Raw genomic sequence first — 13,578 nt, forward strand, 5'->3', positions numbered from 1 at the left:
GCATTAATAACTTTATAAAAATACTTGTTAATTTATTATATTTGTGTTTCCAAAAAAGACACAAATTATGTTTAATAATTTAAGCGATAAATTAGATAAAGCCTTACATACCTTAAAAGGACACGGTAAGATTACAGAAGTAAACGTTGCAGAAACTTTAAAAGAAGTTAGAAGAGCGTTGCTAGATGCCGATGTTAACTTTAAAATTGCCAAAGATTTTACGAAGAGAGTACAAACCCAAGCACTAGGACAAGATGTTTTAACAACATTAAACCCTGGACAATTAATGGTGAAGTTGGTTAAAGACGAACTAACTTTGTTAATGGGTGGCGAAACTGTTGGCGTTAATTTAGCGGGTTCTCCAACCATTATTTTAATGTCTGGTTTGCAAGGTTCTGGTAAAACTACTTTTTCTGGAAAATTAGCAAATTTCTTAAAAACTAAAAAATCTAAAGAAGTACTTTTAGTTGGTTGTGATGTGTATAGACCTGCAGCAATTAACCAATTACAAGTAGTTGGTGAGCAAATTGGTGTAGAAGTATATGCAGAAGTTGGTAACAATAATCCTGTAGAAATTTCTGTAAACGCAATTAAACATGCAAAAGCAACTGGTAAAAATGTAGTTATTATTGATACAGCTGGTCGTTTGGCTGTAGATGAAGAAATGATGACAGAGATTTCTAACATTCATAAAACAATTGAACCACAAGAAACCTTATTTGTGGTAGATTCTATGACTGGACAAGATGCTGTAAATACGGCAAAAGCCTTTAATGATATCTTAAATTTTGATGGAGTTGTTCTTACAAAATTAGATGGTGATACTCGTGGTGGAGCTGCTTTATCTATTAAATCTGTTGTTGATAAACCAATAAAATTTATCGGTACTGGAGAAAAAATGGATGCAATCGATGTTTTTCATCCAGATAGAATGGCAGACAGAATTCTTGGAATGGGAGATGTTATTTCTCTTGTTGAAAGAGCGCAGGACCAATATGATGAAGAGGAAGCTAGAAAATTACAAAAGAAAATTGCAAAAAATCAGTTTGGTTTTGATGATTTCTTAAGTCAGATTCAGCAAATTAAAAAGATGGGAAGCATGAAAGACCTTATGGGTATGATTCCTGGAGCTGGTAAAGCAATGAAAGATATAGATATAGATGATGATGCTTTTAAAGGAATTGAAGCTATAATTCATTCTATGACTCCAGAAGAAAGAAGTATTCCAACAACTATAAATGCAAGCAGAAAAAAGAGAATTGCTAAAGGCTCTGGTACTTCTGTTAATGAGGTAAACCAATTGATGAAGCAATTTAATCAAATGAGCAAAATGATGAAAATGATGCAAGGTGGTGGTAGTAAGAAAATGATGCAAATGATGAAAGGAATGCAGTAAAAATTTAAAAAAAGATAAACAATTGTTTATCTTTTTTTTATACATAAAACACAACAACACAAACAAGAATGATTTTACTAGACGGAAAAAAAACTGCAGCAGATATTAAAGAAGAAATTGCTTTAGAAGTTAGAGAATTAAAAAATAAAGGTCATGATACACCTCACCTTGCCGCTATTATTGTAGGAAATGATGGCGCAAGTATTACCTATGTAAATGCGAAAGTAAAAGCTTGTGAAAGAGTTGGTTTTGAATCTACTTTAATAAGATTACCCAAAGAAATTACAGAGGAAGAATTATTAAATGAGATTGCCGTTTTAAATGTTGATAATGATATTGATGGTTTTATTGTACAACTTCCATTACCAAAGCATATAGACGAACAGAAGGTTTTAATGGCCGTAGACCCTGATAAAGATGTAGACGGATTTCACCCAACAAATGTTGGGAAAATGGCGTTAAATTTACCTACATTTATCTCTGCTACACCGTTTGGTATCTTAGAATTGTTAGAAAGATATCATGTAGAAACTTCGGGGAAACATGTAGTCGTTTTAGGTAGAAGTCATATTGTAGGAAGCCCAATGAGTATTTTACTTTCACAAAAAAGAAAAGTAGGAAATGCAACCGTTACTATGTGCCATAGTAGAACCAAAAACTTAAAAGACATTACTTTACAAGCAGATATTATTATTGCTGCCATTGGAATCCCAGAGTTTTTAAAAGCAGATATGGTAAAAGACAATGTTACTGTAATAGATGTTGGTATTACACGTTTAGCAGATTCTTCTAAAAAAAATGGATACCGATTGGTTGGTGATGTTGCTTTTGAAGAAGTTTCTAAAAAATCTGATTTTATTACACCTGTTCCTGGTGGAGTTGGTCCTATGACCATTGCAATGTTGTTAAAAAACACCTTATTAGCTTGTAAAAGAAAATATTAATTCTATGAATAAAAAAAAAGGAAGCACCTATTTTTTTGAATATTTTCAAATATTTATAGGAATTGTATTAACCAGTTTAGGGTTAAAAGCTTTTTTATTGCCTAATGGTTTTCTAGATGGTGGTGTTACTGGTATTGCCCTTTTAGTGAGAACTCAAGTAGATATAAACATGTCTTACTTGCTACTTATTTTTAGTATTCCTTTTTTAATTCTGGGCTATTTTACTGTTTCTAAACGCATTGTAATAAAATCGATTATAAGCATTTTAGGTTTGGCTATTTTTATTCACGTAGAAAATTTTCAAACCATTACAAATGATAAATTATTGATTTCTATTTTTGGAGGTATTTTAGTGGGTTCTGGAATTGGAATTACCATTAGAAATGGTGCTGTTTTAGACGGTTCAGAGATTTTAGGTATTTATTTGAACGATAAATTTGGTATTAGCATTGGTAAAATTGTCTTATTCTTTAATCTTATTTTATTTAGTGTTACTGCATTTGTGGTTTCCGTTGAAGTTGCCCTTTACTCTGTTTTAACCTATATTATAGCAGCAAAAGTTACAGATACGGTTATTGAAGGTTTTGAGGACTTTATTGGTGTTACCATCGTTTCTAAAGAACATGGGCTTATTAAAAAAGCTATTTTAGAAGAGTTGGGCGTTGGTTTAACTATCTATAAAGGAGCTACTTCTGGCTTCGGAAATAAAGGTGTTGTAGAAGATCTAGATATTATTCATTCTGTAGTAAACAGAATCGATATTAGAAAAATGTATCGCATTGTACAAGAAATAGATACCAAAGCTTTCATTGTTGAATTTGATGTAAATAGTGTAAAAGGTGGTGTTCTAAGACATTATATTGATAAGAAAAAAAATAAAAAAATAAACTCAGTACATACATCTACTCATTAAAGCACCTTCTTTTCATCTTTTTCTGCGCCAAACTCTTTTCTGTAAATTCGAACAATTACCAAAAATAAACTAATTAATAGTGGTCCAAAAATAAGACCAATAAAACCAAATAAAGGCACACCAACAATAACACCTATTAACGTAATTAATGGGTGTACATTGTCTAACTTTTTTAATACTAATAAACGAATAACATTGTCTGTAGAACCGACTACAACAATACCATAAATTAAAATTCCCCAAGCGGCAAAGCTATTTCCAGAAGAAAGTGTAAGAATAAATACCGGCAAGATTCCTATTAAAGTTCCTACAAACGGAATCATAGAACCAACCGTTACAATTATAAACCAAAAGAAAGGGTCATTGATGTTAAAAATTAAAAAACCTATCAACGCAATAATTCCTTGTGCAACAGCTACCAACGGAATTCCTATTGCGTTAGAACGTACCATTGCTTGAGATTCTCTTCCTATTATTTTTAGGTTTTTGTCGCTAATAGGAATATATTCATATAAAGAATTCTTTAATTCGGTTCTATTGGTTAGCATGTAAAACAAAATAAAATACATAATACCAATGGCGATAAAGATATTAAAAGTACCGCCAGCAAAACCTTCTAGGTTGTTTGTAACCCAAACAGAAACTTCAGAAACATTTATTCTTTCTGCCAAATCAAAACCATATTTCGTTTCAATATTACCAAATAAACCTTTTAGCGCAAGTGTTACTTGTTCAGAATTTGAGACGGCGTCTCCTATCTTATTTCCTAGCAACATTAAAAGTCCAGCAACAGGAAGTAAAATACATACAAAGGAGATGAGCATTAAAAAAATAGCTGCAAAATCTGCATTCCAATTCCTATTTACTAAGGCAACCATCCATCGCCTTAATAAGACATAAATTGTAATTGCCCCTAAAACACCAGATAAATAAGGCAACATTTCCTTAAAAATAAGAATCCCAATAAATAAAATTAGCAATAAGACAAATACCTGTCTTATTGTTTTTGGCGCAATTGTATCTTTCATATAAGAATTTTATGCAATTTACTAAAGATCGACTTTTAATATTACTCTAATCAGTTTTAAATGTAACGCTATTAAAATTTCAACCTTCTTCTCTATGTACCAAATCAATGGCAAATGCAGGTAAACAAACCGATAAATATTCACAAGGTGCATCAAACGGGTTGGAATATTGCACTCTTGTGTTTTTTTCAATTTTAATGGATTCTCCCGCTTCTAAGATAATGGTTTCATCCTCTATAATAAACTGTTTCTTACCTTTAATGATATACGTATATTCGTCAAATTTAGGTGTTTGAAAAGGTTCACTCCAATTAGATGGCGCAACCATATGGGCTAAACTAATTTGAGAATTACCATCTGTAGCTTTCCCAAAATGCTCTTCTATTAACTTACCATCTGTTGTTGGTACAACAAATGGAGATTTTTGAATGGTATATTTTTTCATGTATTTAATTATATAATACGCTATACTTCCTATTAATTCCGATTTCTATTTTAGAGAAAGCTTCCTCTTTTTTTTCAATGAAATAATAAGAATCTGCGTTTTCTGAATTAAACAACGTAGCTGCTAATTCTGATAACTTTTTATTATATTTATTTTTTTCCCCTATTGCCAACCTTAATATGTTTAAATAACTTTTATCATTTAAGAAACAACCTATAATATCAATAATTTCTAGCTCAAGAACATGTGTTTATAAAAGAATCTCTCTCAAAATTATTAATTTAAAGATCAGTATCTAGATAATACTGAAAAATGATTCTTCTATCAAATTCAGAATTTGGTTATAGAACTGCCTTCTTGTTGTGTTCTATCGAAAAAAGGTGTTTCAAAATAATTTTAATTAAACCAAACGATAAAAGATTTCATTTTAGCCAAATCAGGAATTTGCTCTAAAGTTACTTTCTGAGTTGTAAAATCTTTTAAACCTAATTCTTCTTTATCGATTGCTATTGTTGCGTTTAAATCGTCTATAAACAGCGTTGCAGTAGAAAAAGTAGATTCTATTCTATTGATATTGTTATTTACATTTATCTGAGAAAAACTAGAATTTATACTTATAGCTGTTGCCGTTTTAAATCTAGCATCGTGAATTTCTATACTTTTAATCGTAGAAACTGAATCTAATTGATCTTTAGGTATAATGGTTAGCAAGTGCTTTCCTCCTTTTTCAAAAACTAAATATTCATCATCATCTTGAAAATAATTATCTCCTAAAGCACCTTCACTTAAATTTTTAATAATTGAATCTTTTTTGAAAATATCTGCTAATTCTTGCACAGTAGTTTTTGTTGTTAAATGCCCAACTTTACCTTTTTCAATTTTGAATTTTCCTCCGTCTCCACAGCTTACAATTAAGAAAGCACAAGCAATTATTACTATTGATAAAATATTTTTTTTAATCATTTTTTGGTAGTTTATACGTTTTATAACGTTCTATTATTGGTTTTGTTATTTTAAAACTTTCTTTAATATTCCGAAAGCTGCTCTTATAAAAGTAGCACTTGTTAACACTTTAATTAACGGATTCTGCGCAGTACTTCGTCTTCTAGAAGAACTTCTAGTCGCTCTCTCCTCTCTTTGTCTTTCCTTTTCTTTTTCCTTGGCTACTTTCTCTCTTTCCTTTTCAGCTGCTGCTGCCTTAATTGCTTTTGCTTCTGCAAGATTTACTTTTTCAATTTTAGCATTTAATAACTCGTATGCGCTTTCTCTGTCTAGGTTTTCATTGTATTTGTAAAACAATCTAGAGTTATTTATTACTTGCTTTATTTCCTTGGCATTTAATACGTCCATTCTACTCATTGGCGCACGCAACATGGTTCTTGCCAACGGTGTCGGAATTCCTTTTTCGTTTAAAACGGAAACAAATGCTTCTCCGATACCTAATTGTGTTAAGACTTCCTTTGTATCGTAATACTCTGAACTCGGATAATTCTCTGCAGCCAATTTAATTGCTTTTCTGTCTTTTGCAGTAAATGCTCTTAACGCATGCTGAATTTTCAACCCCAATTGTGCTAAAATATCTTCTGGCACATCTTTAGGATTCTGAGTTACAAAATACAATCCAATTCCTTTAGAACGAATTAATTTTACAATACTTTCTATCTGATTTAATAAAGCCTTAGATGCTTCTTCAAACACCAAGTGTGCTTCGTCTATAAAGATAATTAATTCTGGTCTACCAGAATCTCCTTGTTCTGGAAACGTTTCATATACCTCAGCTAATAATTGCAACATAAATGTTGAAAACAACTTTGGCTTGTCTTGAATATCTGTCAATCTTAACACAGAAATGATTCCTTTTCCATCTGCATCTACTCTGGTTAAATCTTCTACTTCAAAAGATTTTTCACCAAAGAATAAATCGCCACCTTGTTGTTCTATTGCTACAATTTTACGCAAAATTGCACCTGTAGAAGAAGAAGAAATGCGCCCGTATTCGGCTTGAATTTCTTCTTTCCCTTCATTTGTAACGTATTGTAAAACTTTTTTAAAGTCTTTAATATCTAATAATGCAAACTTATTATCATCACAATATTTAAAAATGATGGAAACAATACCAGACTGTGTTTCTGTTAAATCTAAAATCCTTGATAATAAAACGGGGCCAAATTCTGAGACTGTTGCACGCATTCTTGTTCCTTCTTGCTCAGAAATTGTTAAAATTTCAATCGGGAACTTTTGTGCTGTAAACGGAAAACCAATTTTTGCATGACGTTCGTCTATTTTGGCGTGTCCTGGGCTTGCTTGTGCCAAACCAGAAAGATCTCCTTTGATGTCCATTAACAACACAGGCACACCTTTTTCTGATAAATTTTCAGCCAAAACTTGCAAGGTTTTTGTTTTCCCTGTTCCGGTTGCTCCAGCAATTAAACCATGTCTATTTAGGGTCTTTAAAGGAACTTTTACAATCGCATCTGTTATAGTTTCTTCCCCTAACATGGCAGCACCTAATGCTATAAAATCGCCTTTGGTTTTGTAACCATTATTTATGTATTCAAAGAATTCTTCCTTTTGACTCATTTACTAAATTTTGATAAAAATAATCAAACTTTAATTGTTGTGAAATTATTTAAACATTTTGTTTGAAATAGTTTTAAATGAAAATTTAAAATGAATGCAATAAAAAAGGTTCTAACTTTACAATAAAGTTAAAACCTCTTCTTCTTTTTTAAGATCTAATTGGTCTTATTTCTGAAAATATTCAGGAATCAAGCCTTTTAATTTCTCTAAAGTTTCTTCAACTGTTAAGTCGCTCATTCCTCCAGAAGCATTTGCATGACCTCCTCCGTTAAAATGTTCTTTTGCCAACATATTTACAGGGTTTTCTGCTCCTTTAGAACGGAAAGAAATTTTCATAATTCCGTCTCTTTCTGTAAAAACAATCGCAGCTTTCATTCCTTTTATAGACAAAACCAAGTTTGCCAAACTATCTGTATCTCCTTTTTTGTAATTATATTTTGCCAATTCTTCTTTAGACAAAGAAATAATTGCCACATTGTAATCATATAAAATTTCTAACTTCTCGCTCATTGCGTATCCTTGCAAACGCAAACGAGATTCGGTATTATTATCACTTAATTTTTCGTGAATTAAATGGTGTACTACTCCTGCTGCCAATAGTTTTCCTAAAACGTCATGTGTTCTTGGTTTTACAGAATTGAATCTAAAACTACCGGTATCTGTTAAAATACCTAAGTATAAAGGTGTTCCTATTTTTTCATCTAACAAATCTATATGACCAGATTCTTCTATTAAGTCTACAATTAATTGAGATGTTGATGATGCCGTAGTTTCTGAAACCGTTATTGTAGGAAATTCTTCAGGATTCAAATGATGATCGATCATAATCTTCTTACAAGTTACTGCTTCTAACAACGCTTGCATTTCTGGTCCTACTCTATTGGTTGCATTGTAATCTAAACAGAAAATTAAATCTGCTTTTTGCATTTGTTCAGTTACCTCATCCGAATTTTTATCCATTAAAATAATTGAAGAAGTATCTAACCAATCTAAAAAATCGGGTGCTTTATCGGGGTGACAAACCACGGCTTTTTTACCTAATTTTTCTATAAAATGAAGCAAACCTAAAGAAGAACCAATTGAGTCTCCGTCTGCAGATTTGTGTGCTGTAATTACGATATTAGAGGCTGCTAATATTTCTACTTCAATTTGTTTGTAAATATTCATGTAGTGTATTTTTTCAATTGCCATTTATTATAGCAATGGTATGTTTTTTGGAAGGTGCGAAGTTAGGTTTATTATTGAAGTGTGGAAGGGAGTTGTTAAAGTTTAATTGTTAGGGAATTGTTTGTTGTTTTGGTTGAAGAAATATTTGAAGAAATTTTTCTAAAGTTTCGTGGTTTAATAGATTTAAAATGAATAGAAAATCCGTGAGGTTATTTGTAAATAGGCTAAAACTAGCAATTATTTTATTTAAGTTTGTCTTTTCATACGAGCTTGTTTATCCTTCTAAAACCTTGTCAGAAAGATCTAAACAGTGACTTACTGCTCTTCTGTATTTCTCCTCTCTTCCTGTTCTATTCATCATTCTCAAATTAAAAAGCCGTATTGAGGAAATTAATAATTTATTTTCGAGTGCACAATGGAAATCTTTTTGACTGATTAAAACTGTAATTTCATCTCCTTCAGTCTTTTCTTCATAAGCGTCCCTTAAATCAAGCTTTAAAGATGGTATCGTTTCTAAGAGTGATTTAAATGAATCATTTTTTTCTTCAAGACTTCTTAAGTAAGGTACTTTTGACACATATAGCATAAATGTTAAAGAATTATCAGGTTCTTCAAACACTGACAATACTGGTACAGAATTAATATTGATTCTTGTTACGCAATTAGATTTTTTTAAATAATTAGGTAAACAGGTTAAGTTCCAGTAATTAAATTCACTCGCTAAATAATTAGGAATGGTTGATTTAATATATTTTCTCAATAAATTTATTATCTCGTCAAAATATGACTTTTTTTTAAATTTCAAATACCTGTCTTTAAACTTTACTCTTACATCTGTATTATTAAATTTACTACCAGTTAATAAATTATAATTGAAGTTACTTACCCATAATTCTTGTTGCTCCGCATCAAAAACATTCAAAAATTCAATTTGTTTAAGGTTGCGAATTCTTAATTCTTTGCTTTCAAAAAGCCCTATTATTCTATTTTCTTCAAAAAGCAATAAATCTTCAATTATTGGTTTGAAATACACGGTTATAATGTCATTATATTTTTTTAAATGCTGTTTAATTCGGACTTGTATTTTTTTTGCCTGCCCTATATAATATTCATTATTCCTAAATTCAATGATATATATACCACTACATTTTTCATCCCTTAAATGTTGAAATCCATACTCACTAACTAGAAATAATTTATTACCATCCTTTGGAATTGCTGTTTTTATTTTTTCAATATCATTGATTTTTTGAAAACGGATAATATATTTAATCTCTTTTGAAAGTAATCTAACAATATCAATATTTGCTTTTTCAAATTGTTCTGTCAAATTATATATGTCCGCTCTCCATTTTAAAGTAAATTCATCATCATAATCTAATAAATGATTTGAAAATAATTCAATCGATTTTTCATAGTTTCCAATAAAATAATTGCACGCTCCTAAATAAAAATCTAGACCATCTAATTTGTTATTTAGATATTTCGCACTTTCTAAATCTCTAATAGCTAAATCATATTTATCTATTGAATAATAACAAATGCCCCTATTATATAATCCTATAGTATAGTTTGAATTTAATTCTAAAGCTCGTGAAATATCAATAACTGCATTATCAAATTCTTCTTTTTCCATAAAGGCTTTGCCTCTTGCACCGAAAAGCAAATAAATTGAGTTATCTAATTCTATTTTTGAATTACAGTAATTAATCATTCCAACAAAATCTTTATTTTGGAAGTAATTTATCAAAGTTTCATTTAATAGTATTTTGTCACTCATTTTCTGTTCATTTTTTTTTTAGAATGAGATAAAAAGTTAACACTGATATGATGTCGTTTCAATGACTTGAATCAGGAGCAAGCGAAGTTAGAAGAAAATAGGTTTAGAAACAAACCAAATTATAATCCAAATGTCATTTCGAAATGAGATTTTCAGTGATTGAGAAACCTCATTAAGAAAACTAATTGTGAGATTACTCTTCGTTCTGAATGACAATCGTTAGCATTCATCAATAAATAAAAATAAATACTGTAAATCGTTATTTCAGTTAATTGAATTCTAAGCCAAACCTCATTTCGAAATGAGCTTTTTAGCAATTAAAAAATCTCATTAGAAGAACCAACTATGAGGTCCTTCTTAATTAACTATGTTAGATACTTTTCAATCAAAAAATATTTTAATTTCAGTAATATTCAGTCCAACAATCGTTAGCTAGCCTAACAACATAACACTCTATATTAATGATTTAATTTTAGAGCCTTTATACACTATGAGCTACTTGACTAAGGCAAAAAGAGCAGTAAGCACTAAAAGCCAAAAACTGGAGAATCATATTCATATTTGAACTCATAGAGGAATTGCTGTTTGAAAAGGATTTACCTAATGCAATTGGATATGAAAATAAATAGCAATTAATAACTGTAAGAATTCTAGCAGTAATGGTTACACCTACTTTGCCTTCAAAATAAGCAGCCGGAATAAAAATAACAAACCTACACCAATCATAATCAGGAACTTAGCAAGGAAATCAGACATAAATGGAAGATTGATTTTTTTTGTTTCTATACTTTTATCAACTTAGCTACATTTCTATAATTCTTGCCAACGTTAACAAAAACATATAATGTTTAAATGTGTTATATTATAATTGGTGAAATTAGGTTTTTCCCTTTTTATAAATAATAAACTGACAACTAAGAAACAATGAAGGAAATCACCTCTGATTTTAATATTTGTATTTTAATACTATTTTAACTTTTTGAGCATAAAAAAAGGGAAGCTAATTTACTTCCCTATATTACTTTTATTTTGTTTCTATTTAGAAAAAATATCCAACAGATACTTGAAATACTCCATTTTTAATACTATTATCAGATTCTTTAGCTACGTTAGATAAACCTAAGTTATAACGAGCACTAAAATTTAAACCACTATCTAACTTATAACCAGCACCAAAATTTAATCCGAAATCAATTGTTTCAAATTCATCTTTTACATCCACTTCTCCTGAGTCACCTCCAGATTCTGCTTTTACTTTTGCAGATAATAAGAAGCCTACTTGAGGTCCTGCTTCTAAACTAAAACCTTCAGCTACATAATACTTAGCCATAACAGGAACGTTTAAATAATCTAACTTCATAGTTAAGTCAACATTATTCTCATCAGTTTTGGCTCCTTGAGTTGAATACATTAATTCTGGCTGAAGAGAAAACTTTTCAGAAATTTCGATTTCTGCAACTGCACCCACATGAAGAGAAGTTCTATAATCATTGTTTTCAACATCATCTCCATAAACGTTAGCAAAGTTTAGACCCGCTTTAGCTCCAAACTTTACATCCTGTGCGTTTGCTGTAAATCCTGCAGCAACAATAGCAACAGCTAATAATACTTTTTTCATAATTTCAATTTTTAAATTAACTAATTCTTTCCACAAACATATAGTTATTTTTAGAAATAAAAAATAAAAAGATTAAAAAAATCATCCGAAAAAGTTGTGAAGAAGAAGGCAAAAGCAATTTAAAAATAGACAATAACAAACTCTATGAAAAGAACTACTAAAAATCTAAAAAAAATCACTTCAAACATCGTTCTAGGAGAGTAACCTAATAATAGTGACTCTTCCTCTTTTTATTATAATTAACTCAGGGTAAACCTTATAAACATAGATTTTTATAATTACTTTAAAAACTTCTCAACACACTTTTCTTCTTTCTTAAAAAAAACCTCGAAGTGATAAACCTTGCTTAGTTTTCTATAAAAAAACTTTAATAAGTGAAAAGTTATTATTTTGTAAAAAACAATGTGATTCCTTGCTTATATCAGTCAATCCAACTCTTAAAATCTTTAACCCTTTCTCTACTGACAATAATTTCGGTTTCGTTAAAAGGATGCAAGATTAATTTTAAACGCGAATTAGAATACGCAATAATGTCTTTAATGGTATTTATATGCACAATAAAAGTACGGTTTACTCTAAAGAATTGCGCTGGATCTAATTGTTCTTGCCAATGCTCTAAAGAATTGTCTAATAAATAGTTTCTATTTTCTTTGGTATGAATATAAGTCGCTTTATTTTCACTGTAAAAACAGGCAACATCTTCAATATTTATAATTTTTAGATGTTGTCCGACTTTAATTGTTAGCCTTTTTTTAAACTTCCGATCTACAGGGTTTACCAACAATTTACGAATATCATCTAAGTTTACTTGCACGTTAGATTGTTTTGGTTGGTATTCTTTAAACTTATCTACCGCTACTTTTAACTCTTCTTCATCTAGAGGTTTCAGTAAATAATCAATACTATTTAGTTTGAAAGCTTTTAACGCATATTCGTCATACGCAGTCGTAAAAATAATAGCAGATTTGACTTCAATTTCTTCGAAAATCTCAAAAGAGATGCCGTCTGAGAGTTGAATGTCTAAAAATATTAAATCTGGGTGTTTGTTATTCTGCAACCAGTTTAAAGACTCTTCTACCGAGTGCAACATTTGCTGTACTTCGATGTCTAAAATAGCCAACATTCTGTTTAATCTTCTTGCTGCTGGTTTTTCATCTTCAATTATTAGTACGTTCATTTTCTTTTAGTTGTTAAATTCTTAGATTTTAAGATTCCTCCTATCGTCGGAATGACAGAAAGGTAAACTTTGTCACTTTATAGCGCTGAAGCTTTTGCAACTTTTAAACTAATTTTCTTCTTTCATATATTCATCAATCTTTTTTTCTTCCCAATCTTTACCAAATAAATTAGGGAATCCAAAAGTTTTAATTCCGTGAAGAATTAAAAATATTCCCCAAATAAACCAAATTGGCAAATAAGTGTTTTCTCCTCCATCAAACTGATTGCTAACGATAAAATCTCCGAAAAATTTAAAAGAAAAATTCCATACAAATGCTAAAAACAAATTTACCAAAATGTAAGCAACCACATGTTTATAGAATTTTTTAATTTCTTCTATACGGCTTAACTTAGCATTATACTAAATATGTTAACTTAAACAATATAAATTAGAAAGCACAAAAGAGGGGATTAAGGTTATTTTATACGCAGAGACTATAGATCTCGTCAACATTGAAAATCACCTCTCTTTTCTACACAGATTTCGTA

General features: G+C 30.1%; 13 protein-coding genes. 3 read left to right on the plus strand and 10 right to left on the minus strand.

Features of this window, described 5'->3' with window-relative positions; genetic code table 11:
- Positions 1-67 precede the first annotated feature (67 nt).
- The 3 genes from ffh (at position 68) to ES045_RS15635 (ending at position 3,253) form a co-directional block, all read left to right on the plus strand.
- Positions 68-1,396, plus strand: a complete 1,329-nt coding sequence (gene ffh / locus ES045_RS15625) for a signal recognition particle protein (protein WP_147117211.1) — start codon at positions 68-70, stop codon at positions 1,394-1,396.
- A gap of 68 nt (positions 1,397-1,464) precedes the next feature.
- Complete coding sequence (gene folD, locus ES045_RS15630) at positions 1,465-2,340, plus strand: bifunctional methylenetetrahydrofolate dehydrogenase/methenyltetrahydrofolate cyclohydrolase FolD (protein ID WP_147117212.1); 876 nt, start codon at positions 1,465-1,467, stop codon at positions 2,338-2,340.
- A gap of 4 nt (positions 2,341-2,344) precedes the next feature.
- Positions 2,345-3,253 (plus strand): YitT family protein, encoded by a 909-nt coding sequence (locus tag ES045_RS15635; protein WP_147117213.1) that lies wholly within the window; start codon positions 2,345-2,347, stop codon positions 3,251-3,253.
- Here the strand turns inward: ES045_RS15635 and ES045_RS15640 are convergent.
- The 10 genes from ES045_RS15640 to ES045_RS15680 all read right to left on the minus strand — a co-directional run bounded on the left by ES045_RS15640 (position 3,250) and on the right by ES045_RS15680 (position 13,429).
- Positions 3,250-4,281, minus strand: a complete 1,032-nt coding sequence (locus ES045_RS15640) for an AI-2E family transporter (protein ID WP_147117214.1) — start codon at positions 4,279-4,281, stop codon at positions 3,250-3,252. The genes ES045_RS15635 and ES045_RS15640 overlap by 4 nt on opposite strands.
- Before the next feature lie 79 nt (positions 4,282-4,360).
- On the minus strand, positions 4,361-4,726 hold the full coding sequence (locus tag ES045_RS15645) for a cupin domain-containing protein (protein WP_147117215.1): 366 nt from the start codon (positions 4,724-4,726) through the stop codon (positions 4,361-4,363).
- Positions 4,727-4,730: 4 nt separating this feature from the next.
- A complete protein-coding gene (locus tag ES045_RS16490; RefSeq protein WP_189663128.1) occupies positions 4,731-4,898 on the minus strand; it encodes a hypothetical protein in 168 nt (55 codons plus the stop codon).
- Positions 4,899-5,122: 224 nt separating this feature from the next.
- The gene (locus ES045_RS15650; RefSeq protein WP_147117216.1) at positions 5,123-5,689 is read right to left on the minus strand and encodes a hypothetical protein; all 567 of its coding nucleotides are present in this window, start codon (positions 5,687-5,689) and stop codon (positions 5,123-5,125) included.
- A 45-nt stretch (positions 5,690-5,734) separates the two neighbouring features.
- Complete coding sequence (locus ES045_RS15655) at positions 5,735-7,306, minus strand: helicase HerA-like domain-containing protein (RefSeq protein WP_147117217.1); 1,572 nt, start codon at positions 7,304-7,306, stop codon at positions 5,735-5,737.
- A 165-nt stretch (positions 7,307-7,471) separates the two neighbouring features.
- The gene (locus tag ES045_RS15660) at positions 7,472-8,473 is read right to left on the minus strand and encodes a DHH family phosphoesterase (RefSeq protein WP_147117218.1); all 1,002 of its coding nucleotides are present in this window, start codon (positions 8,471-8,473) and stop codon (positions 7,472-7,474) included.
- Between the two features lie 274 nt (positions 8,474-8,747).
- Positions 8,748-10,253: a GIY-YIG nuclease family protein gene (locus ES045_RS15665; protein WP_147117219.1), complete on the minus strand. Its 1,506-nt coding sequence runs from the start codon at positions 10,251-10,253 to the stop codon at positions 8,748-8,750.
- 1,039 nt (positions 10,254-11,292) lie between these two features.
- A complete protein-coding gene (locus tag ES045_RS15670) occupies positions 11,293-11,871 on the minus strand; it encodes a porin family protein (protein WP_147117220.1) in 579 nt (192 codons plus the stop codon).
- A 421-nt stretch (positions 11,872-12,292) separates the two neighbouring features.
- Entirely contained in the window at positions 12,293-13,048 is a 756-nt protein-coding gene (locus ES045_RS15675; RefSeq protein WP_147117221.1) for a LytR/AlgR family response regulator transcription factor, read from the minus strand.
- A gap of 108 nt (positions 13,049-13,156) precedes the next feature.
- Positions 13,157-13,429, minus strand: coding sequence for a 2TM domain-containing protein (locus tag ES045_RS15680; protein ID WP_147117222.1), 273 nt, complete (start codon positions 13,427-13,429; stop codon positions 13,157-13,159).
- Positions 13,430-13,578: the final 149 nt, after the last annotated feature.

It is taken from the genome of Polaribacter sp. IC073, assembly GCF_007997075.1.
GTDB lineage: Bacteria > Bacteroidota > Bacteroidia > Flavobacteriales > Flavobacteriaceae > Polaribacter.

Bases quoted from the DNA above. Each gene is read 5' to 3' on its own strand.
- ffh (WP_147117211.1), top strand. From the start codon at position 68: ATGTTTAATAATTTAAGCGATAAATTAGATAAAGCCTTACATACCTTA.
- folD (WP_147117212.1), top strand. From the start codon at position 1,465: ATGATTTTACTAGACGGAAAAAAAACTGCAGCAGATATTAAAGAAGAA.
- ES045_RS15635 (WP_147117213.1), top strand. From the start codon at position 2,345: ATGAATAAAAAAAAAGGAAGCACCTATTTTTTTGAATATTTTCAAATA.
- ES045_RS15640 (WP_147117214.1), bottom strand. From the start codon at position 4,281: ATGAAAGATACAATTGCGCCAAAAACAATAAGACAGGTATTTGTCTTA.
- ES045_RS15645 (WP_147117215.1), bottom strand. From the start codon at position 4,726: ATGAAAAAATATACCATTCAAAAATCTCCATTTGTTGTACCAACAACA.
- ES045_RS15650 (WP_147117216.1), bottom strand. From the start codon at position 5,689: ATGATTAAAAAAAATATTTTATCAATAGTAATAATTGCTTGTGCTTTC.
- ES045_RS15655 (WP_147117217.1), bottom strand. From the start codon at position 7,306: ATGAGTCAAAAGGAAGAATTCTTTGAATACATAAATAATGGTTACAAA.
- ES045_RS15660 (WP_147117218.1), bottom strand. From the start codon at position 8,473: ATGAATATTTACAAACAAATTGAAGTAGAAATATTAGCAGCCTCTAAT.
- ES045_RS15665 (WP_147117219.1), bottom strand. From the start codon at position 10,253: ATGAGTGACAAAATACTATTAAATGAAACTTTGATAAATTACTTCCAA.
- ES045_RS15670 (WP_147117220.1), bottom strand. From the start codon at position 11,871: ATGAAAAAAGTATTATTAGCTGTTGCTATTGTTGCTGCAGGATTTACA.
- ES045_RS15675 (WP_147117221.1), bottom strand. From the start codon at position 13,048: ATGAACGTACTAATAATTGAAGATGAAAAACCAGCAGCAAGAAGATTA.